At 30.6% G+C, this 22,396-nt stretch carries 26 protein-coding genes; 22 read left to right on the top strand and 4 right to left on the bottom strand.

The features are described from left to right. Positions 1-9: 9 nt before the first annotated feature. The 5 genes from BUA21_RS05540 (at position 10) to fabG (ending at position 5,814) form a co-directional block, all read left to right on the top strand. The gene (locus BUA21_RS05540) at positions 10-1,410 is read left to right on the top strand and encodes a sigma-54 interaction domain-containing protein (RefSeq protein ID WP_234973681.1); all 1,401 of its coding nucleotides are present in this window, start codon (positions 10-12) and stop codon (positions 1,408-1,410) included. 146 nt (positions 1,411-1,556) lie between these two features. Continuing rightward, positions 1,557-2,585 carry a 3-oxoacyl-ACP synthase gene (locus BUA21_RS05535; protein WP_072743795.1) on the top strand — a complete coding sequence of 343 codons (1,029 nt, stop codon included), beginning with the start codon at positions 1,557-1,559 and terminating at the stop codon, positions 2,583-2,585. Positions 2,586-2,600: 15 nt separating this feature from the next. Then, positions 2,601-3,896, top strand: coding sequence for an acetyl-CoA hydrolase/transferase family protein (locus BUA21_RS05530; protein ID WP_072743794.1), 1,296 nt, complete (start codon positions 2,601-2,603; stop codon positions 3,894-3,896). 18 nt (positions 3,897-3,914) lie between these two features. After that, the gene (gene phaZ, locus BUA21_RS05525; protein WP_072743793.1) at positions 3,915-4,808 is read left to right on the top strand and encodes an intracellular short-chain-length polyhydroxyalkanoate depolymerase; all 894 of its coding nucleotides are present in this window, start codon (positions 3,915-3,917) and stop codon (positions 4,806-4,808) included. Positions 4,809-5,073: 265 nt separating this feature from the next. Continuing rightward, the gene (gene fabG, locus BUA21_RS05520; RefSeq protein ID WP_072743792.1) at positions 5,074-5,814 is read left to right on the top strand and encodes a 3-oxoacyl-ACP reductase FabG; all 741 of its coding nucleotides are present in this window, start codon (positions 5,074-5,076) and stop codon (positions 5,812-5,814) included. Positions 5,815-5,887: 73 nt separating this feature from the next. On the opposite strand, the gene pdxR is transcribed toward fabG, so the two are convergent. Next, entirely contained in the window at positions 5,888-7,357 is a 1,470-nt protein-coding gene (pdxR, locus tag BUA21_RS05515) for a MocR-like pyridoxine biosynthesis transcription factor PdxR (RefSeq protein ID WP_072743791.1), read from the bottom strand. Between the two features lie 139 nt (positions 7,358-7,496). On the opposite strand from pdxR, the gene BUA21_RS05510 reads away from it, so the two are divergent. The 3 genes from BUA21_RS05510 to BUA21_RS05500 are packed head-to-tail and all read left to right on the top strand — an operon-like array spanning position 7,497 to position 9,810. After that, positions 7,497-8,555 (top strand): DUF5711 family protein, encoded by a 1,059-nt coding sequence (locus BUA21_RS05510; RefSeq protein WP_072743790.1) that lies wholly within the window; start codon positions 7,497-7,499, stop codon positions 8,553-8,555. A 15-nt stretch (positions 8,556-8,570) separates the two neighbouring features. Continuing rightward, entirely contained in the window at positions 8,571-9,167 is a 597-nt protein-coding gene (locus BUA21_RS05505; RefSeq protein WP_072743789.1) for a CvpA family protein, read from the top strand. A gap of 13 nt (positions 9,168-9,180) precedes the next feature. Next, positions 9,181-9,810: a hypothetical protein gene (locus BUA21_RS05500; RefSeq protein ID WP_072743788.1), complete on the top strand. Its 630-nt coding sequence runs from the start codon at positions 9,181-9,183 to the stop codon at positions 9,808-9,810. Between the two features lie 21 nt (positions 9,811-9,831). Here BUA21_RS05500 and BUA21_RS05495 read toward each other — a convergent pair whose 3' ends face one another. Genes BUA21_RS05495 through BUA21_RS05485 form a run of 3 tightly spaced genes read right to left on the bottom strand, consistent with a single transcriptional unit; the run spans position 9,832 to position 11,828 of the window. Continuing rightward, positions 9,832-10,212: an SHOCT-like domain-containing protein gene (locus BUA21_RS05495; RefSeq protein ID WP_072743787.1), complete on the bottom strand. Its 381-nt coding sequence runs from the start codon at positions 10,210-10,212 to the stop codon at positions 9,832-9,834. Positions 10,213-10,223: 11 nt separating this feature from the next. Continuing rightward, positions 10,224-11,444 carry a DUF4097 family beta strand repeat-containing protein gene (locus BUA21_RS05490; RefSeq protein WP_072743786.1) on the bottom strand — a complete coding sequence of 407 codons (1,221 nt, stop codon included), beginning with the start codon at positions 11,442-11,444 and terminating at the stop codon, positions 10,224-10,226. 12 nt (positions 11,445-11,456) lie between these two features. Continuing rightward, on the bottom strand, positions 11,457-11,828 hold the full coding sequence (locus BUA21_RS05485) for a DUF2089 domain-containing protein (protein ID WP_072743785.1): 372 nt from the start codon (positions 11,826-11,828) through the stop codon (positions 11,457-11,459). Positions 11,829-12,124: 296 nt separating this feature from the next. Between BUA21_RS05485 and yedF the strand changes: the two genes are divergently transcribed. From yedF to dnaB, 14 genes are all read left to right on the top strand, one after another. Beyond that, positions 12,125-12,721 (top strand): sulfurtransferase-like selenium metabolism protein YedF, encoded by a 597-nt coding sequence (yedF, locus tag BUA21_RS05480; protein ID WP_072743784.1) that lies wholly within the window; start codon positions 12,125-12,127, stop codon positions 12,719-12,721. A 12-nt stretch (positions 12,722-12,733) separates the two neighbouring features. Next, the gene (locus BUA21_RS05475; RefSeq protein WP_072743783.1) at positions 12,734-13,000 is read left to right on the top strand and encodes a DUF3343 domain-containing protein; all 267 of its coding nucleotides are present in this window, start codon (positions 12,734-12,736) and stop codon (positions 12,998-13,000) included. Positions 13,001-13,014: 14 nt separating this feature from the next. Further along, positions 13,015-13,866 carry a mechanosensitive ion channel family protein gene (locus tag BUA21_RS05470; protein ID WP_072743782.1) on the top strand — a complete coding sequence of 284 codons (852 nt, stop codon included), beginning with the start codon at positions 13,015-13,017 and terminating at the stop codon, positions 13,864-13,866. Positions 13,867-13,878: 12 nt separating this feature from the next. Next, positions 13,879-14,091 (top strand): DUF951 domain-containing protein, encoded by a 213-nt coding sequence (locus BUA21_RS05465; protein ID WP_072743781.1) that lies wholly within the window; start codon positions 13,879-13,881, stop codon positions 14,089-14,091. Positions 14,092-14,247: 156 nt separating this feature from the next. Continuing rightward, the gene (locus tag BUA21_RS05460; RefSeq protein ID WP_072743780.1) at positions 14,248-15,429 is read left to right on the top strand and encodes an aminotransferase-like domain-containing protein; all 1,182 of its coding nucleotides are present in this window, start codon (positions 14,248-14,250) and stop codon (positions 15,427-15,429) included. 141 nt (positions 15,430-15,570) lie between these two features. After that, entirely contained in the window at positions 15,571-15,855 is a 285-nt protein-coding gene (gene rpsF, locus BUA21_RS05455) for a 30S ribosomal protein S6 (RefSeq protein ID WP_072743779.1), read from the top strand. 20 nt (positions 15,856-15,875) lie between these two features. Beyond that, entirely contained in the window at positions 15,876-16,307 is a 432-nt protein-coding gene (locus BUA21_RS05450) for a single-stranded DNA-binding protein (RefSeq protein WP_072743778.1), read from the top strand. 15 nt (positions 16,308-16,322) lie between these two features. Next, on the top strand, positions 16,323-16,550 hold the full coding sequence (gene rpsR / locus BUA21_RS05445) for a 30S ribosomal protein S18 (protein ID WP_072743777.1): 228 nt from the start codon (positions 16,323-16,325) through the stop codon (positions 16,548-16,550). Positions 16,551-16,631: 81 nt separating this feature from the next. Then, entirely contained in the window at positions 16,632-17,147 is a 516-nt protein-coding gene (locus BUA21_RS05440) for an ECF transporter S component (RefSeq protein ID WP_084604165.1), read from the top strand. Positions 17,148-17,271: 124 nt separating this feature from the next. Next, on the top strand, positions 17,272-17,592 hold the full coding sequence (locus tag BUA21_RS05435) for a MazG-like family protein (RefSeq protein ID WP_072743776.1): 321 nt from the start codon (positions 17,272-17,274) through the stop codon (positions 17,590-17,592). An 11-nt stretch (positions 17,593-17,603) separates the two neighbouring features. Then, positions 17,604-18,554 (top strand): YybS family protein, encoded by a 951-nt coding sequence (locus tag BUA21_RS05430; RefSeq protein WP_072743775.1) that lies wholly within the window; start codon positions 17,604-17,606, stop codon positions 18,552-18,554. 19 nt (positions 18,555-18,573) lie between these two features. Then, positions 18,574-20,577: a DHH family phosphoesterase gene (locus BUA21_RS05425; protein WP_072743774.1), complete on the top strand. Its 2,004-nt coding sequence runs from the start codon at positions 18,574-18,576 to the stop codon at positions 20,575-20,577. Continuing rightward, entirely contained in the window at positions 20,574-21,023 is a 450-nt protein-coding gene (gene rplI / locus BUA21_RS05420; protein ID WP_072743773.1) for a 50S ribosomal protein L9, read from the top strand. Before BUA21_RS05425 ends, rplI begins: the two co-directional genes overlap by 4 nt. 4 nt (positions 21,024-21,027) lie before the next feature. Next, positions 21,028-22,374, top strand: coding sequence for a replicative DNA helicase (gene dnaB, locus BUA21_RS05415; RefSeq protein WP_199228855.1), 1,347 nt, complete (start codon positions 21,028-21,030; stop codon positions 22,372-22,374). The last annotated feature ends 22 nt before the right edge of the window (positions 22,375-22,396 follow it).

Raw genomic sequence — 22,396 nt, 5'->3', positions numbered from 1 at the left:
ATGATGAGTATGGCTTCTTTTATGCAAAGTAAAGAATTTGAACATTTTTGTCATGATGTGTTTGACAATCTTCCGATAGCTGTTGATTTTTTAGATTGGGATGGAAAGATTATATACATGAATGAAGCCTTTCTAGATTTTCTGAACTTGAGGCAAGATGAAGTTAAAGGAAGATTGGTGACAGATGTAAACCCCACTTCAAAGTTTTTAGAAACACTTAAGACCAAAAGAGCTAATATTGCAGAAAGACATGTTTTCCCTAATGGGAGACAAGCTATAGTACATAGAATACCAATATTTGATGAAGAAGGAAATGTTATAGGCGGATTTGGTATGCTCTTGTTTCATGATATAGAGGAAGTTAAAGAATTAGCTGAAAAGTATGAAAAGTTAGATAAAGAATTAAAACTATATAAAAATGAAATAGCCAAGATAAACACAACAAAGTATAGATTGTCGGATATATATGGGGTTTCTAAAGAAATTAACAATTGCAAGGAAAAAGTAAAGAAAATTGCAAAAGTAAATTCTAATGTTATGATTCTTGGAGAGAGTGGCGTAGGGAAAGAATTGTTTGCCCATTCTATTCACAATGAAAGTAGCAGAAGTAAAGGACCTTTTGTAACTATAAATTGTTCTGCAATACCAGAAAGTTTACTTGAATCAGAATTATTTGGGTATGAAGAAGGCACTTTTACAGGAGCAAAAAAAGGTGGAAATATTGGTAAATTTGAATTAGCTAATGGTGGAAGTATATTTTTAGATGAAATTGGAGATATGCCCTATCATATGCAAGTAAAGCTTTTGAGAGTATTGCAGGAAAAAGAAGTTATAAGGATTGGAGGCAAAAATCCCATACCAATAGATGTGAGGATTATATGTGCTACCAATAGAAATCTAGAAGATATGGTGGAAAAGGGAACTTTTAGAGAAGATTTATACTATAGGTTAAATGTTTTGACATTAGAAATACCTCCAATAAGAAAGAGAAGAGAGGATATACAGATACTCATCAATAAGTTCTTAATAGAGTTTTATCAAGAAACAGGTATATACAGAAAGATACCAGATATTGTTATGAAAAGGCTTAAAGAATATGATTGGCATGGAAATGTGAGAGAAATTAGAAATGTAGTTGAAAGAATGTGTGTGAATTCAGATGGAACTCATATTGGTATAAGTGATATACCTAAATACGTTCTAAATAAATCTCTCGAGAAAAAATATGAAGATAAAAAAGGACTTAAAGAGATTGTAGAATCTGTAGAAAGAAATGTGATTATAGAAGTATTGAAAGATTCTAAAGGCAATAAAAGTAAAGCAGCAAAGACATTAAATATACCTAGAGCAACTCTTTATAGAAAAATTGAGGATTACAATATTGATCAGAAGACTTTTTTAGATTTGTAAGAAAAATAAACAACTGTATACTAATATTACAATAGAGATAAGTTTTAAGAAAACTTATCTCTATTTTTTGCTATTTTTAAGGATTTTATATTGGCATATAATTTGCAACTATATATTATTGAAAAAAAGACTAAGGGGGATTAAAGATGAGAACTCATGTAGGCATAGCCGGACTGGGAATTTATATACCAGAAACATTTATGACAGCAAAAGAAATAAGTGAAGCAACAGGAGGTACTTGGTCAGAGGAAGCTGTAAGAGAGAAACTTGGTATCAATAAAAAGCCAATACCAGGACCAAATGATGGAACTCAAGAGATGGGTTATAAAGCTGCAATGAATTTAATTAAGGACTACAATGTGGATCCTCTATCAATTGATATGATTATATGTATTGGCGAGGAATGGAAAGAATATCCATTGATTACTTCGGCGATTTATATTCAGGAGAAAATTGGAGCATATAATGCTTTTGCTTTTGATATACAGCAGAGATGTTGTACAAATATAATGGCAATGAAAGTTGCAAAAGACATGATGTTGACCAATGACGATATAAATTCAGTACTTATTTGTGGTGGATATAGAAATGGTGATTTTATTGACTATAAAAATCCAAGAGTAAGTTTTATGTATAATCTTGCTGCGGGTGGAGGAGCAATACTTCTTAAGAAAAATTATGGCAAAAATGAATTGTTGGAAACTAGTATTATTACAGATGGATCTTTTGCAAGAGATGTAGGAGTTAGATATGGTGGAACAGTAAATCCTGTTACAGAGGAAAATGTTCAAATAGCACAAAAGTCTCTTGATGTATTTGATGTAGATGGAATGAAAAGTAGACTAAATGAAAAATCTACACCAAACTTTTTAAAGGTTATAAGAGATTCACTAGAAAAAAGTGGTTATAGCCAAGAAGATATAGGATATCTTGCAATACTTCATTTTAAGTATTCAGCACATAAATTTATGTTAGAACAATTGAGATTAGATAAATCAAAATCTATTTATCTAAGAGACTATGGTCACGTAGGACAAATAGATCAAATATTGTCATTAAAATTAGCTCTAGAAAAAGAGAAAATAAAAGACGGAGATATAGTAGTGACTGTTGGTGCTGGCATTGGATATGCTTGGGCAGCTAATACAATAAAATGGGGGAAAGTAGAAAAATAATATAGGAGGTCTAAAATGAATTTTAAAGACGAATATAAAAAGAGATTGATTACGGTTGATGATGCTTTGAATATGGTTAAATCCGATACAGATATAGTAGTAGGTCTAGGACCTGCAGAGCCTATAGCTTTTTTAGATAGACTTCACGAAGTAAAAGACAATGTGGAGAATGTCAACGTTTTAACTTGTTTGGATATGAAAGATTATGAATTTACAAGTAATCCTGAGATGGCTGGACATTTTACAAATATAGCTTGGTTTTATACTCCCTTGACAAGGAAAGCTCATCCACATAAGACTGCTTCACAGCTTCCTAATCATCTTCATCTTTGTGCAAAGCAAAGATTGGAATACAGAAAACCACATATTGTCATGACTACAGTTTCTCCAATGGATGAGCATGGATATTTTTCATTGTCTTTATCACTAACTTATGAAAGAGAATTTATGGAAGAAGCAGATATTGTGATATTTGAAGTAAATGAAAATTATCCAAGAACTCATGGAGATACTTTTGTCCATATAAGTGATGTGGATTATATTTATGAAAGTAATAGACAAGTACCAGAAATTCAGTTGGTTGAACCAAATGAAAAAGATATGCTTATAGGTCAATATATTGCAGAATTAGTTGACGATGGCTCTAATATTCAATTGGGAATAGGCGGCATTCCAAATGCAGTAGCCAAATCACTGACGAATAAAAAAGATTTAGGAATTCATACAGAAATGTTTACTGAAGGTATGCTTGAATTGTATGAAGCTGGGGTAATAAATAACAAAAATAAAAAAATGCACAAGGGAAAATCTGTGACTACATTTGCATTTGGGACTAGAAGACTTTATGATTTTCTTGACGACAATCCTTCTGTAGAATTCCATAGAGGAGCTTATACCAATGATCCTTATGTTATAGCTCAAAATTCAAAAATGGTGTCGATAAATACATCTTTACAAGTAGATTTGTTTGGACAAGTTTGTTCAGAATCCTTAGGTCATAGGCAATATAGCGGTGCAGGTGGTCAAGCAGACACTGCTATAGGAGCTAGAATGAGCCCTGGAGGTAAATCTATTATAGCATTATATTCAACTGTTAAAAACGATACTATATCAACTATAGTTCCTATGCTAACTCAAGGAGCAGCAGTTACTCTTTCAAGAAACGATGTTGATTATGTAGTAACTGAATATGGAGTTGCAAAATTAACGGGGAGAGAAATTCGCCAAAGAGTAAAAAACCTTATAGCTATAGCTCATCCTAAATTTAGAGAAGAAATACAAAAGAAGGCCGATGAATTGATGATTTGGTGATTAAAAAGGAGGGTTTTTATGGGGAAAATAAACTTAAAAAAGGTTGCCATTCCAAATGGAGAAGAAATAGCTTTTAGAATTGGTGGAAGTGGTAGCGAAACATTGGTTTTAGTTCATGGAAATTTAGTATCTTCTAGACATTGGGGAACACTTTTAGAAAGACTTTCTGAAAAATTCAGAGTTATAGCCATAGACATGAGGGGAGCAGGTCTTTCTTCTTACAACAATCCAATTGAAACCTTTAAGGACTGGTCAAATGATTTAAGACTATTTTGTGATGAAATGGGAATAAAAGATTTTACTTTACTAGGATGGTCGATGGGTGGTGGAGTGAGTCAGCAATTTGTCATAGATAATCCAAGATATGCAAAGAAACTTATATTGTTTGAATCAGTACCTTGTTCAGGATATCCTTATAGAAAACAAGGACCTAATGGAGAGTTCTTGGAAGAATATTATGACAATAAGGAAAATTTGTTGAAAGATTCAATGCAATTAAAGCCTATGATAGATGGACTTGAAACGAGAAATAGAGATTTAATGAGGCAACTTTGGGATATGCTAGTGCTAAATGTAAATACTCCAGAAGAAGCTGAGTATGAGGCTTTGATTGATGATATCTTAATGACAAGAAATTTAAAGGATGCAGCATGGGCAGCGCATATTTTTAATATTTCACATATAAATAATGGAGCTGTAGATGGATCAGGAGAAATAGACAATATATATATACCTGTACTTATTTTTGCAGGAGATAAAGATCTCGTATGTCCAATTCCAATGGCTGAATTTACTAAAAATGAAATTGGAGAAAATGCTTTGTTGGAAATATTGCCAAATTGTAGTCATACACCTCACTATGACAATGAAGATTTGGTGGTAGAAAAGATTTCAAAATTCGTTTTTGAATAATTTTTATTATGATAGAAAGTGACATACACCTCATTTAATTTTTACCTGACTTTTAAGTCAGGTTTTTCTTTTTTAAAATCAATGTATTTATATGATACAACTGTTGTATATATTTACAAATGTTGCAGCCTCTTTTCTATAGAATTTGTTAAAAAGACTATCTTTTCAAATATAAAATATGGCATAGAATTTGCAACATTCTATATATAGAAGGGAATATAGCTTGATATTAGTCAAGTAATATAAATTTAAGGAGGAATTAGAAATGAGGCTAGAAGGTAAAGTAGCTATTATTACAGGAGCAGGTAGCGGTATAGGAAGAGCAACATCAATTAAATTTGCACAAGAAGGAGCAAAGGTTGTTGTAGTTGATGTAAATGTAGATGGTATAAATGAAACTGTAAAAGAAATAGAGCAAATAGGTGGAGTTGCAAGAGGATATAAAATGGATGTAACTAATAGATCTGAAATAGAAGAAGTAGTTGAAAAAACTGTTAAAGAATTTGGAAAGTTAGATGTTCTTGTGAATAATGCAGGAATAACAAAAGATTCAACTTTAAAGAAGATGACAGAAGAACAATGGGATGCAGTTATAAATATAAATTTAAAGGGAGTATTTAATTGTGGACAAGTTGCTGCGTTGCAGATGATTGAACAAAAAAGTGGTGTTATTTTAAATGCAGCTAGTGTAGTTGCATTGTATGGAAATTTTGGTCAAACTAATTATGCAGCTGCTAAATTTGGAGTAGTAGGTATGACTAAAACTTGGGCAAAAGAATTAGGTAGAAAGGGAATTAGAGTAAATGCTGTAGCTCCAGGATTTATTCGTACTCCTATGACTGCAGGTATGCCTGAAAATGTACTTAAAGGAATGGAAGAAAGCACTCCATTAGGAAGATTGGGTGAAGCAGAAGAAATAGCTAATGCATATGCATTTTTGGCTTCTGAAGAAGCTAGCTATATAACGGGTACTGTACTAAGTGTTGATGGAGGAAAAACTCTATAAAACACCAAATGGTCCGTATGTTAAATCTTAAGAATACGGACCATTTTTATGCAAAATGGAAAATATAAGATTTTTACACTAGCGGGATATATTTTGTATCCTCATTTTTTTCACCTTTTAAATTTAGAATAGAACTGTCTATAATATCTATGCCTTTTGCTATTTGTTCTTTAGTCACAGAACCAAAGCTAAGTCGAATATAATTTGTATATTCACTTTTTTCATCTATAAAAAATATCTTTCCTGGTACTACTATTACATTGTTTTTCATACATTCATTGTACAGTTCAATACTGTCTATGTCCTTTGGTAGCTTTAGCCAAAGGCTCAATCCTCCACTTGGTTCTATAAAGGATATGCCATGTGATTTTAATTTTTTTATTTGAGATAATAGCAATATATATTTTTCACTATAATCTAATTTTATTTTTTGTATATGGTCTTTCCAATAGCCTTTTCTTAAATACAGATCAAAGGCTCTTTGAATAAAACCAGAAGAAGTAATATCTGTAGTGTGTTTTGCCTTAACAATATCTTTTAAAAGTTTTTTAGGAGCAGTTAGAAAACCTATGCGAAGACCGGGCATGAGTATTTTTGAAAAACTTTTTATATATATTACCTGATCATATTTATCAATTGATTTTAAGGGCAATCTATTGTCTCCATAGCTTAAATCTGACAAAAAGTCATCTTCTATGATATATAAATTGTTTTCATAAGCCAAATCTATAATCTCTAATTTTTTTTCATCACTATATGAATAAGTAGTAGGACTTTGATAGCAGGGCATAGCATATAAAAATTTAGGATGATAAGTTTTTATGTTTTTTTTCAATTCTTCTAGATTTATGCCATCTTCCTCCATGGGGATAGATATAATATTAGCTCCTCTAGATTTAAAAGCTGCTACAGCTCCTGAATAAGTAGGGTTTTCAAGGAGCACATAATCCCCTGGCTGAATCAAAGTTTTAGCAATCAAATCTATTCCTTGTTGTCCACCGGATATTATCTGAATTTGAGAAGAACTCACATCTATAGAATAGTTTTCATATAAAAAATGGCTTATAGATTCTCTCAATGGAGCATATCCGTTTATTTCAGGGTACACAAAGGCATTTCCCTTATCCCTATCGAGTGCTTCTATGAGTACGTTTTTAAAGTCTTCTACAGGAAATAATTCTGGAGTAGGAGATACGCTGGCAAAATTTATGCTGTCTTCACTCATAGAAAGGATTCCATTTGTCATAAGTTCCATATTTTCATCTTCAAAATAGCCAAAATGCAAGTCTTCGGTATTTTCTTTTACATAAGTTCCGCTACCCTTTTTAGAATATACATATCCTTCTTGTTCTAAAAGCTTATAGGCACTAACAATGGTTACATTGTTAACATCTAATTTTTTTGCCAAACTTCTTATTGAAGGTAGTTTTTCTCCCTTTTGGATACTTTCGTTTTCTATTAGGACTTTTAGTTCATTGTATAGTTGGATATATAATGGTGTATTTATGTCTCTGTTTAAATGTAGTATTATATTATTGTTCATACTACGCCTCCAAGCATTCATATTTGAAATGTATCGATACATTTATTATATCATATAACAAAAAATATGCAAACTAATACATATTTTTAAAAGGAATTTTAGAAAAGATGAAGAATTAAATAAATGAGGAGGTTGAAAAATGGGAAATAAGGGTTTTAAGATATTTATACTAATATTTATACTTTCAATAGTTGTATTTTTTTCTACCAAATATAAAGATAAAATCATACCTAAAGATACTATAAAAACTTTGGAAATTGTTCAGCAAATTCCTACTTCTGAAGGCGAAAAAGTGAGAGCTTATGATGATATTATTGTTAAATATAAGGATGATTCTATTAGTACATTGAATGCTGATGGAACCAATAAATGGGAAAAAGGATTAAATATTGAAAGACCATTAGTTTTTCCAGGAGAAAAAACTATATATTTTTGTCAAGGAACTACTGGAGAATTATATTTTTTAGATTTTGATGGGAATAGTACGAAAAAGGTAGAATTAGGGATAGCTGTTGATAAAATAATAGAAAAAGAAGGAACTTTATATGCAATATGTAAAGATAAAAACAAAGAAGTATTAATTCTCATAGATAATAGTGGAAATATATTAGGGTCTATTCCTTCAGGAGAGAAGATACTTAATTTTGAATCTAATATGGATAAATCAAAAGTAGTTATATCTTCTTTGAGAGCTGCAAATGGAAACATTCAGTCTAATTTATCTTTCTACAATACAAAAGGAGATATATTGTCAAATGTAGGATTTAATGATGAAATAGTTACTTTCCTTAAATTCATAGATAAAGATATTGTCATAGCCATGACAGATAAGGCTATTTACAAAATAAATAGTCAAACTGTGGTATGGAATCAAAAGATAGAAAATTTAAAAGATATATATGTGGATAATGGCGAAAAAATGAATATATATGTTCTTGGAGGGAAAAGCTTAAAAATTTTTGATGATAGTGGGGAAATTCAAGAAGAAATGGCTTTAGATGGTGATTATAAAAAAATATATTCATACAACGGAATGCTTATATTGGTAGGGGATAAAAATGTATTAGGATTTAAGAAAGGAAAAGAAATTTTAAATTATAATATTGAAGATGGTGAGAAAGTGATTATAGACAATTCAAATATAATGCTTGTTACAGCTGAAAAGACTTATTTAATGAAGACAATAGAAAAACAATAGAAAATGGTGGGAGATATGAATTGGATAGATTTTTTAATTATACTTATATTAGTATTGAATATTGTAAAAGATACTAGTCAAGGATTAGTAAAGTCCATATTTGGATTAATAAAAATTTTGCTGTCGATTTATTTGACAAAAATGTATTATGATGTTGTATATGGGTATATAATTAATACTGAAGTGTTGTATAATGGATTTAAAGCTGTGATTATAGGACTTTTTAAAGCTATTTTTTATAGGAAAATCAAGAATGATGCAAATTTTTTGCCTCAACTACTATCTAGTGGAATGATAAATGTTTTAATCAATATTTTATGCATTTTGATTACTTATTTTGTATTTAGATGGCTTTTAGGTCTTTTGGAAAAACTATTGTCGTTTTTATTTAAAGCGCCGATATTAAAGCAATTAAATAGAATAGGGGGATTTTTATTTGGAGCAATAAAGGGAATACTTGTAATATACATAGTGCTTGCACTGCTCTCGCCTATTCAAATTATATTTCCTCAAGGATTTATTTCAAAGGCAATAGAAAATTCCTTGTTGTTTACTTATTTCAGCAACACTAGCTTAAAATTTGACTTATTTAAAATAAAAAATTATATCTAAGAGGAGGTAGAGTATGGAAAGGAAGGATTATACTTTAGGGATTATTTTAATATTTATAGGGGTGATGTTCTTTCTTTTAAATTTAAATGTTCTTACATTTAATTGGGTTCTTTTGATACTAGCTATAGCATTTCTTGGAGCGTATATTTATAAAAGGCAAATGGGTTATTTGGCATCAGGATTAGTTTTGTTAGCCATAGCTATAGTTTCCTTGATAGATGATTATACTTTTACAAATGTAAATATTAAGGGGTTTGTGTTCTTGTGGATTATTGGAATTATTTCGCTATTTATGTATTCCAAATACAGAACTAAAGGATATCTTGTATTTGGATGTATTCTTCCAGCTATAGGTACATATACTCTTATTGATGAATTGTATTATGGAGATACGTTTTGGGTACTTTTCTTGTTTTTAGCATTGGCATTTTATATTATATATGGTGTAGATTATAGAAAATATGGTGTTACTTGGCCAAGAACTTTATCTATCATAATGATTGTACTATCTTTGTTGTTTTTACTTTCTTCAAAGACTGTAGTACAATTTAAGTTCTGGAAGTTTATTTCTTATCTATGGCCTATTCTTTTGGTAATTATAGGAATAAGAATAGTGTATAATATGAATAAATTAAATAAATAAAAGTCCCGCTATTGGCGGGACTTATTCTACGGTTATTTCAACTGTTTCTCCATCTTCTCCTTTGATATCTACAATTTTTCCTTCTGCTCCGTTTTTTATTGCTTCGTATATGTCTTTAAAATCTGATTCATCGAGCCCAGTATCTTTTAATTCAGGCGAAAACTTATAAGCTAGTTTCATTCCTAAATTTACGAAGGAAATAGGTAGAGTTACATTTACATTAGAATCCTCATCTGGATCATGGACTCTTATTTTTAACCATCTTGCATTGTTTTTATTTGTGTTTCGGGTTGTTTCTGTTTCTAGTGCATTTAGAAGATTTACTCCTTCTTCTATAGTGATTTTGCCTTCTTCAACCATTTTAAGAATTTGCATTTTTTCTTCTCTAAAATCATTTTTCATAGAATCCCCCCTTAGTTAACTCTTATAGAACCATTTGAAGTTGAGGCTATAAATTTGAAATGTGGTTCTTCTTCTTCGTACTCAATGCTATGAGCTATTATCTTTCTAGTTCCCAATTTGTTTTGCTGATTTACTTTGTATACAAGATTTGGTATTTCTAAATTTATATTTCCAAGGGATGTTTCAAAGTCAAAATAAAGTATATTGTCGAATTCATTAAAATGAGTATTTATTGAAGCATTGGAAGTAGTAAGTTCCAATTTTTCCATATCTTTTGCAGAAAACTCGTCACATATTATTTTTCCATTAGATGTTACTAATTTTACATTTTTTCCTATTGGATTTTTAACCTCAATGCTTGCATTAGAAGTAATTCCTTCTATAGAGTCAGATTCTATATCTTTTAAGTATATTCTTCCATTTTTAGTGTATACAAATATTTTTTCACTTCTTATTTTATCTAAACTTACACTGGAATTTGTGCTATTGGCCATTATTATAGGAGAATTTATATTTTCTAGTGAGATTTTACCATTCTTAGTGACCAATTTTATATTGTTTCCGTTTAGACCGCTTACAGCTATAGATGCATTTGTAGTATCACAAATTAAATTGTCTACATTTAGGTCCTTTATTTCAATTTTATCATTAGATGTATTTAAAATAATTTTCTCATATTCTCTATTAGGAACTAAAACTTCTAATTTTATTCCTATATTGTTTGTATAGGCTGGTTTAAATACTATATTGTCATCTTCCTCGTAAAAATCATAGAAAGTATCATTTTTATCCATTGTTCCTTTTTTGTAGCTACAAGCTACTTTGACTAGTATGCTTTCTTTATCCCAAGGTTTTAAAGAGATGTTTCCATTTATACTTTTTATATCAATATTGGGTTTTTCTATATGGGAAATGTCTTTTTCCAAAGTGGTATTTACAGTTTCGTAGTTTCCCAAAAAATTAATGGATGAACTTTTTTCTTTTATTCCACCAAATAAATTAGATATTTTGTTGCTCATGTCATTTCCAAATTGCTCCATCTTTTTGCCTTGTTCTTTAATGGTTTTCCCCATTTTATCCATATCTACTTTTTTATCATCTACTTTATCTTCTTTAGGAATGAAATCTTCCTCATCATTGTCATCTAGAGCTTCTAACAATTTTAGAGCTTCTTCACTTGAAATTTTTCCTTCTTCAAGCATTGTTAAAATCATCATTCTTTCTTCTTTCAATTTAAAACCCTCCTATTCTTCACCTTTCAAAAGATTTATAGCTTCTTCGGAAGTGATTTCTCCATTGCTAAGTTTTTCTAAAATTTCTTTTTTGTTTATATTTGGAACATTGTATTTAGGACTATAACCTAGTGCCTCAATTACACTTTCTAGTTTGTTCCTTACTGTAGGATAGGATATACCAAGTTCTTTTTCTATTTCTTTTATATTTCCTCTGTTCTTTATAAATACTTCTACAAAATCCTTTTGTTCGTCTGAAAGTTTGCAAAATTTGCACAATGAAAAATGGCCTTCTATACTAGTTCCACAGCTATTGCAACTTAATTTAGTTACTTCCATTTCATTTCCACATACGGGACATTTTCCTATTACTTCATTGTTCATCATATCACCTGCCTAATTATTTATATAAAATTTAGAACTTTCCATTCTTTATATATATATTAGTCTAGAAAAAAATAAAAGTCAACAGTATTCTTAAAATATTTAATCGAAAAATTAAATATTTTAATATATGAATTAAAAATATTAAAGTATATTTTTTCTTGGTCTGGTTTTAGCATGATCCTATAGATAATATTTATAACAATATAAATAATTATAGATTATATCTATAATTTGATTTAAAATGGCAAATAACTAGTATAATATATTTAGTTTAACGATTAGGAGGAATTGAAATGAAAAAAGAAGTAGATGCTAGAGGACAAGCTTGTCCAAGACCAGTTATCATGACTAAAAAAGCTCTTGATGAAATAAGTGAAGGTATTGTGACTACTATTGTAGACAATGAAGTGGCTAAAGAAAATGTTTCAAAATTGGCTAAAAGTTCAGGATATGAGTATAGCGTAGACAAAAATGGTGAAAATGAGTATTATATCCATATAAATAAGGGACAAGTAAGCGAAGAAGCAAATGTATGTGTGCCAGATACTTTTAAGGATATGACTATTGCTTTTAGTTCCGACACTATGGGTGGTGGTTCTGAAGAATTGGGTAAGATTCTTATAAAGAGTTTTATGTACACGCTTACAGAGTCTACACCATATCCTTCTACTTTGGTGTTTTATAATGGAGGAGTTCATTTGACTTGTGAAGGTTCTCCAGTATTGGAGGATTTAAAAAAATTGGAAGAGGAAGGAATAGAAATACTTTCCTGTGGTACCTGTCTTGATTTCTATGAAATAAAAGATAAATTGAGTGTGGGAAGCGTAACCAATATGTATAGTATTTTGGAGAAATTAAAAAATCCTACAAAGACTGTAATTATAGGATAGGAGTATGTTATAATGGAATATAAAGATTATGGTATTGTAACTTTTGAATCGACTCATCATGCTATAAAAGGAGAAAAAACTTTAGAAAATATAGGTCTAAAATTTAAAACCATACCTACACCCAGGGAGATTACATCTAGTTGTGGACTTTCCATACGTTTCAACTTAGATGATATGGATAAAGTGAAAAAAGCTATGGTAGAAAATGAATTGGCCATAAAAGGCATATATAAATTGTCTAAAATAAATTCAAAAAATCATATAGAAAAGATTAATTAATAGGAGAGAATGGTATGCAAGGGGTTTTTCAATTTTTGCAAGATGTGTTTATAAAAGAAAATAAAGAGTTAAATATACTGGGGAAACTAGTTAAAATAGCAATTATATTTTTGCTTGCAAGATTAGGAATTCGGATAGTAAATGCTATAATTAACAGATCCTTAGAAAGAAGAAGAAAACTTAAATTTGGAATTGATGAGAAGAAGGCAAATACCCTTGCAACCATACTAAAAAATGTAAATAAATATGTATTTTATTTTATAGCATTAGTTCCTTCTTTAGAACTATTTGGGATAAAAGCTACTTCTATACTGGCTACAGCTGGTATAGGAGGATTGGCTATAGGTTTTGGAGCTCAAGGACTTGTGAAGGATGTACTGACAGGATTTTTTATTCTATTTGAGGATCAATTTTCTGTAGGAGATTATGTAAAGATAGATGAATATGAAGGAATTGTAGAGGAAATGGGCCTTAGGGTTACGAAAATTCGGGGATTTTCTGGAGAGCTTTATATAATTCCTAATAATAAAATAGAGGTAGTTACAAACAGAGTGAGAGGTTCTATGAGAGCCTTAGTTGAAGTGAGTATTTCTTATGAAGAGGATATAGATAGGGCTCTAAAGGTATTGGAAGATGTTTCGCTGGAAATTAAAAATACTGAAAAGGCTATATTAGAAGGACCTACAGTGCTTGGAGTATCAAAGCTTGGAGAGTATGATATAGTATTGATGGTTGTTGCAAAAACTGAGCCTATGGAGCAGTGGAGAATAGAAAGAACAATTAGGAAAAAGATTATAGAAGCTTTCCGTAAAGAAAATATAGATATACCTTATCCTAAAAAAATAGTTATGAATGAAAAAGTCTAAAGGAGAGATAATATGGCTATAAAGTACAATATAGGTGATATAGTGGCTTTAAAAAAAGCCCATCCCTGTGGAGAAAATAAATGGGAGATATTAAGAACAGGAGTGGATTTTAAACTCAAGTGTACAGGCTGTGGAAGACAAATATGGATTCCACGAATTGATTTTGAAAAAAGAGTTAGAAAAATATTAGTAGATGAAAAATGGGAAAGTGTTAATAAAGCTTAACAAGAATGAATCCTACTAAATAACCACATTAGAACCACTTATCTAAATATAAGTCAATATATATTAGACAAAATCCTTATAAAATAGTAAACTATTTATAAGGGTTAGGTATAACCTTTTAGGAAAACGTTTTTAAAAAATTAGGGGGTGCTTTTTGTGGGTTTAAATTATGCAAAGCGTATGGACAATATTAAAGCCTCTGAAATTCGTGAATTGTTGAAACTTACTGAAAAGCCAGAGGTAATTTCTTTTGCTGGAGGGCTTCCAGCTCCAGAGTTGTTTCCGGTAGAGGAAATGAAGAAAATATCTGTAGAAGTATTAGACGAACAAGGGACTAAAGCATTACAATATGGACCAACAGAAGGATATAAACCACTTAGAGAACAAATAACTAAGAGAATGGCAAAAGTTGGAGTAGATGCAAAGGTAGAAAACATACTAGTTATTAGTGGCTCTCAACAAGGACTGGATTTTTCTGGAAAAATCTTTGTAAACCCAGGAGATGTAGTATTGTGTGAAAGTCCTAGCTACTTAGGAGCAATAAATGCATTTAAAGCCTATGAACCAAAATTTATCGAAGTGCCTACAGATGAGCATGGAATGGTCATGGAAGATTTGGAAGAAATACTTAAAAACAATGATAATGTAAAATTTGTATATGTAATACCAGATTTCCAAAACCCATCAGGAAGAACTTGGTCGGAAGAAAGAAGAAAGAGAATTGTAGAATTGGCAAATCAATACAATATAGCTATAATAGAAGATAATCCTTATGGAGAGCTTAGATATGAAGGCGAATTTTTGCCTGCAATTAAGCATTATGACACAGAAGGAAGAGTTATATTTTTAGGTACTTTTTCTAAAATATTCTGTCCAGGATTGAGACTAGGATGGGTATGTGCAGAAGAAGGAGTACTAAATAAATACATTCTTGCAAAACAAGGTTCAGACTTGCAAGCAAGCACTATTTCACAAATGCAAGTTGCAAGATTTATGGAAGATTATGATATAGAAGCTCATATTGAGAAACTTAGAAGTGTTTACAAGAAGAGAAAAGATTTAATGATAAATACTATGAAAGAAGAGTTCCCAGCTGAAGTTAAATTTACAAATCCAGAAGGTGGACTTTTCACTTGGGTTATACTTCCTGAACATATAAATGCAAGGGAATTAGCTGTAAAAGCTCTTGAAAAGAATGTAGCATTTGTACCGGGAGGTTCCTTCTTCCCAAATGGTGGCAATGAAAATACATTTAGATTAAATTATTCTAATATGAGTGAAGAAAAAATAGTAGAAGGAATAAAGAGACTTGGAAAAGCTATAAAGGATATGATGTAAATTTTTAAATCCCCTATAAAATTTTATAGGGGATTTTTGAATTGTCCTTGAAAAATAAACTGAGTAGTGATATAATTCATAAAGTATGTTTATCCTTGCTCTATGGGAAATAGAGCCGTTAGTCCATAAGGAGGTGAAAATATGAGAAAATATGAAGCCGTGTTTATTTTTGTACCAGAACTTGAAGAGGAAAAGAGGAATGCTCTCCTTGACAGATTGAAAGGAATAATCGAAGCAGATGGCACTATAACAAATGTTGATGAATGGGGAAGTAGAAAACTTGCATATGAAATCAATGATTACACTGAAGGTTATTATGTAATTCTAAACTTTGAATCAACACCAGAAGCTGTTAAGGAAATGGACAGAATATCTAAAATCTCAGACAGTATTATGAGACATATGATTATCAGAGAAGATGAATAAAGCAAAGGGTGGTGTTATGTGTGAATAATGTTATTTTAATTGGTAGGCTTACCAGAGACCCGGAGCTTAGGTTTCTTCCTGTAAATGGAACCCCTGTATCTACTTTTAGTATTGCTGTAGATAAACAATTGCCTAAAGAAAAAAAACAAGAAATGGAAGCAAAAGGACAACCAACAGCAGATTTTATAAATATCGTTGTTTGGGGGAAACAAGCTGAAAATTGTGCAAATTATTTGGCTAAGGGAAGGCTTGTAGCCATTCAAGGAAGACTTCAGTCAAGGTCTTACGAGGCAAAAGATGGTACTAGAAGGTATGTGACAGAAGTAGTAGCAGAACGGGTTCAATTTTTAGAATGGGGAGATAACAAGAATTCTGATTTTAATGCTGATAATTCTGATTTTTCAGGTATCGAAGGTTTTCACAATGTAGATGATGATGATATTCCATTCTAGAAGGAGGGAAAGTGAATGGTACAAAAAAGATATAAATCAAGAAAAAGAGTTTGTAGTTTTTGTGCAGACAAAGCTGAAGATATAGATTACAAAGATATAAATAAACTTAAAAAATATATCACAGAAAGAGGCAAAATATTGCCAAGAAGAATTACAGGAAACTGTGCAAAACACCAAAGACAACTTACAAGAGCTATAAAGAGAGCAAGACAAGTAGCATTGTTGCCATATAGTGCAGACTAAAAAAAGAGAGGAATTTCCTCTCTTTTTATTATACATGTCTTGAAAAGGGTATATAATAATATTATAGAAAGGGGGTATATTATGGATAAAAAAATGACTACAGAATTCATCACTAGAACGGCTATTCTTTTAGCTATAGCGCTAGTTCTTCAAATGACTTTAAGAGGAGTAGGGCAGCCTCTGGTAGGGCCACTTATAAACTTTGTACTTATCATGAGTGTATATTTAGTAAGTGTAGGTTCTGGAATTATAGTAGGATGTTTGACACCACTTTTAGCTTTTGCTTTTGGAATAACTCCATTTTTTCCAATAGTTCCATTTATAATGATTGGAAATGTACTTTATGTAACTTTCTTTAATTTTTTTAAAAATAGAATTAAAAGGGTTGGAGATATTTATGCAATAATATTTGCAAGTCTTATAAAATATGCATTTTTGACTATTTCAGTTAGATATATTGTGGTGTTATTTGCAAAAGTGCCTCCAAAGATAATAGCGGCTTTTTCACTTCCACAGCTTTATACAGCATTAGTTGGAGGAGTCTTGGCAATTATAGTGAAAAGATTTCTTCCAAAATCTATGTTTCTTCACTCCTAACACCTTCTTCTGAAGGTGTTTTTTGGTTTGACATACTATTCAATAGCTTGTATTATTTTAATAAGACTTATTTTTAGAAGGGTTTTTTAGTTTTTTGGAGAAATAATATAAAGGGTGAGGAAATATGAGAGACGGTAAAGATATAGATATTATGAAAAATGTAAAAATAGTGGAATGGCTTAAATGTGAATTACTTTCTTCTGTGGCCGGTCTTTTTCAATTATTGCAAAGTGGAATAAAAAATACCAAGGAAGATATGTTAGATTTAATATCTAATATTATATTGCTTACCTATTTGTTGGGTAAACGATTAGGACTTAGCTATGAAAGTATTGACTTAAAGGTAGAAGATAAAATAAAATTAGGGCTGATAGAAGAGCATCAAGTAGAAAAATGGTATGGGGATTTAAGTGAGCTACATGAATATTATAATACAAGAAGATAGGAGTGAAAAGTTTGAATTTAAAAAATGAAAAGACAAGAGCTTTCTTGAAATCGCTTTTGATGATTCTATTAGGTACAATATATATACTATTAGGTATAAACTTTGTCCCTGTAATCAGCATTGTTTTTCCAGCTTTTTTTATAATATTGGGGGTTAGACATGGAATAGAATACAATATAGTGAGTATTTTAATATCTATTCTTGTTGTAGGTTTAGTTGTAGATAAATATACTGCGTTTTTTATATTTATTGCTTTTGTGCCTTTAAGTATTGTAATAAATTATGTGATAAAAAAGAGGGGAAAATCTCAGGAACTTATTTTATATTCAACAATCACCTCTCTTGTTTCTTATGTTATAGCTATAGTTCTAGTTAAAAGGTTTTTCAACATAAGTTTTATAGATCAAATTGAAAAATCATTTTCTTTAGTACTAAAAACTCAATTGGATATGCTGAAAGAAACAGGGCTTTCCAATTATGAGATGTATCAAACTAAAGATATTTTGGAAAATGCGTATGAATATATGGTTTTAGTCATACCTTCTGCTGTAATAATTTTTTCATTGCTGACAGCATATTTAAATTCTATATTGTCGATATTTATTTTGAGGAAGTTGAGATATGGTATAGTATTTGTACCTAGATTTTCTTATTTCAAATTGCCAAGCAATTTTATTTTAGGAGTTATAGTTATTTATCTTGGAGTATTTTTGTTAAAACAGTTAAAAGTATTTTATTATGAGACAATATTTATCAATGTAAGTGCCTTAATCTCCTTTGCTTTTTTCTTACAAGGTTTAGCTGTTTTGATTTTCTTGATAAATAAAAGTAGATTAAATCAAGTTGGCAAAGTAATTTTTATAGTACTTTTGATATTGAGTTTTCCTTTAAGTGCAATTATTTCTATGGTTGGATTTTTAGATATTATATTTAATTTTAGAGGAATTAAAAAGGAAATATAAATCCTTTAGGAGGATAAAAATGAAAGAAAATAAATATTCCAGATTTATTGCACCAAATGATAAAATATATCTGTGGATAATAGCTATATTTGTAATTGTATTGTTTTTTTATAATCCAATAATAGGTTTTGTTGGTGTACTTGTACTAATATATCTTATTTATTATTATTGGAAGAATACTCATGTGAAAAAAGAAGAATGGACAAGATATATTGAAGGTCTAGCAGAAGAATTTGATTCTGTGACCAAAGAAGCTATTTTCAATATGCCTATACCTCTAACTATGATAGGCAAGGATGGAAATATTAGATGGTACAATACAAGGTTTTTGAGCATGATGGAAGAAAAAGATATTTTAGATAAAAATATAGTTGCTCTTGTACCAGGAATGAAAATAGAGGAAATATTTCAGGGAGATACTGGATTTGTTGAAATAAATTTTAAAGAAAGTTATTATAAGATCTATTATAATATAGTTGACTCTAAAAAAACTATAAATTCAAATGATACAATTGCCATGCTTTATTGGATTGATAATACTAGCTTTTCTTTATTGAAAGAAAGGTATAACGATGAAAAGCTCATAGTTTGTGTGGCTCAAGTGGATAATTATGATGAAGTAAAAGGAAATACTGATGAAGTAAATAGACCTATTGTATTTGCAGAAATAGATAAGAAAATTAATTCTTATGTTTCAAGCATGAATGGATTTGTAAGAAAATATGAAAATGATAAATATATAATAATTTTTGAAAATGCCTATTTAGAGTATTTGGAAAGCAAAAAATTTGATATTTTAGATAGAATACGAGAAATAGATTTGGGAAACAAAATTCCCATTACTTTGAGTATGGGAGTAGGCGTAAATGGGAAAAATCCTAATCAGAGCTATGAATACGCAAAAGCTGCTATAGATATTGCATTGGGTAGAGGAGGAGATCAAGCAGTTGTCAAAAAAATTGATAGATTGAGTTTTTATGGTGGAAAAACTAAAGCTGTTGAAAAGAGAAATAAAGTTAAGTCAAGAGTTATATCTCATGCATTGAGACAACTAATAGATCAGTCTGAAGTTGTGTTTATAATGGGGCACAAAAATGCAGATATGGATTGTTTTGGTGCAAGTATTGGGATACTAAGGGCTGTTAAAAATAGAAATAAAAAGGGATATATAGTACTTAAGGATTCCAATCCATCTATAAAAAATATTTATGATAGAATGAAAAAAGATCAAGCAGAAATTTTGGATTCAATTGTGACACCTGAGGAAGCTATGAATAAAGCTAGTAAATCTAATTTGTTGGTAGTTGTTGACAATCATAAGCCAAGTTTTACAGAAGCTCCAGAATTGTTAAAAATAATAGATAAAGTGGTCCTCATAGATCACCATAGAAGAGGAGCAGAATTTATAGAAGATCCAGTACTTACTTATTTGGAACCCTATGCATCATCAACTTGTGAATTGGTCACTGAAATACTATATTATATGTCAGATAAGATGGAACTGACAAACTTTGAAGCGGATGCTCTTCTTGCAGGTATAAGTGTAGATACTAAAAACTTTACTTTTCAAACAGGAGTACGTACTTTTGAAGCTGCTTCTTTTTTAAAAAGAGCAGGGGCGGATACTACTTCTGTGAGACAATTGTTTAGAGATGATTATAATACTTTTTTGTTAAAGGCAGAAGTAGTTAAAAATGCAAAAGTTGTATATGACAAAATAGCTATATCAAGACTTTCAGAGGAAACAGAAGATTCTATTCTTATTGCAGCTCAAGCTGCCAATGAGCTTTTAAATATAAATGGAGTTTCAGCTTCTTTTGTATTGGCTTTAACTGATGGAAAAATTCATATAAGTGGCAGATCTTTAGGAGATATTTCTGTTCAATTGATATTGGAGAAATTAGGTGGAGGAGGACATTTAACTAGTGCTGGTGTACAGCTTGAGAATGTGAATATGGATGAAAGTGAAGAAATGCTTAAGAAAGCTATAGATGAATATTTAAAGGAAGGTGAAGATAAATGAAAGTGATATTGTTAGGGGATGTAAAAGGATTAGGTAAAAAAGGTGATTTAGTTAATGCCAAAGATGGTTATGCTAGAAATTTTTTGTTTCCAAAGAACCTTGCCATAGAAGCTACAGAAGGAAATTTAAAAGTGCTTAAAGAAAAAAAGAAATCAGAAGCTATTAAGAAAGAAGAAGAATACAATAAGGCTTTAGAACTTAAGAAAAAATTAGATGAAAGTATTGTTGAAATTAAAGGAAAAGCTGGAGATGGAGGAAGACTATTTGGTTCCATAACTTCAAAAGATATAGCAGAAGCTCTTCAAAAACAGTACAAAGTTAAGATTGACAAGAGAAAAATTGTTCTTGATGAAAATATAAAAACTATTGGGACAACTATTGTAGAAGTAAAAATTTATCCAGAAGTGGTGGCTAAACTTAGAGTGAAAGTGGTAGAAGAGAACTAGAGAGGTGATTGAAATAGATGTTCAAACTTTAGGGAGAATACCTCCCCATAGTCTTGAAGCAGAGCAGTCTGTGTTGGGAGCTATGATTATTGACAAAGAAGCTATAAATACAGCTGTTGAAACTATTAGACCGGAAGATTTTTATAAGGAAGCAAATAAGGAAATTTATGAGACTATTTTGGAATTATATAATAGAAATGAACCAGTAGACCTTATTACTCTTTCTGAAGAATTAAAAAAAAGAGGAACTCTAGAAAATGTGGGAGGAATTAACTATTTAACAAGCCTTTCAGGGAGTGTGGCTACTACAGCCAATGTGAAATACTATTGTGATATAGTAGAAGAAAAGTCTATTTTAAGAAGACTCATAAAATCTTGTGATGAAATAATAGCTAAAAGTTTTGAAGATACTGAAGAAGTCAATAGTATTATTGAAAGGGCAGAAAAAAACATATTTGATATAACTCAAGGCAGAAATAATGAAGGTTTTTCACCAATAAAAGAAGTTTTACTGGATAGTTTTTCTAGAATTGAAGAAATGTCTATGAATGAAGGTGGACTTACAGGTCTTACTACGGGATTTTTAGATATTGATGAAAAACTTTCAGGCCTTCAAAAATCAGATTTAATACTATTAGCAGCAAGACCTTCTATGGGAAAGACAGCTTTGGGATTAAATATTGCATTAAATAGTGCACTAAAGGGAAATGCTCATGTTGCAATATTTAGCCTTGAAATGTCAAAAGAACAATTGGTTCAGAGAATGCTCAGCAGTGTTTCTCATGTAGATTTACAGAAGATAATAAGCGGCAGATTAAATGAAGATGAATGGGTAAAAATAGTTCAAGCTATGGGTCCTCTTTCAGGAACCGATATATATATTGATGATACTGCAGGTATTTCTCTTATGGAAATGAAGGCAAAATGTAGAAAATTGAAGATAGAAAAAGGATTGGATTTAGTAGTTGTAGACTATCTGCAACTTATGCAATCTGATTCTCCAAGTGAAAGTAGACAGCAAGAAATATCTTCGATTTCAAGGGGATTGAAAGCTTTGGCCAAAGAAATGGAATGCCCTGTATTGGCCCTTTCTCAACTTTCTCGTGCTCCAGAATTGAGATCTGATCATAGACCGATTCTTTCTGATTTGAGGGAGTCTGGGGCTATAGAGCAAGATGCAGATATAGTTATGTTCTTATATAGAGATGAATACTACAATCAAGATACAGATAAAAAGAATGTAGGAGAAGTAATCATTGCAAAACATAGAAATGGTCCTACTGGTACAGTAGAATTGTTGTGGATGGGACAATTCACTAAATTTGTCAATCTAGAAAAATATAGAGAATAATTTTAAACTGACGCAAATTGGG

Origin of the sequence: Sporanaerobacter acetigenes DSM 13106 (assembly GCF_900130025.1) — a bacterium.
Classification (GTDB): Bacteria; Bacillota; Clostridia; order Tissierellales; family Sporanaerobacteraceae; genus Sporanaerobacter; species Sporanaerobacter acetigenes.
The sequence above is the reverse complement of the archived record's forward strand: the minus strand, read 5'-3'. Positions and strand labels throughout refer to the sequence as shown.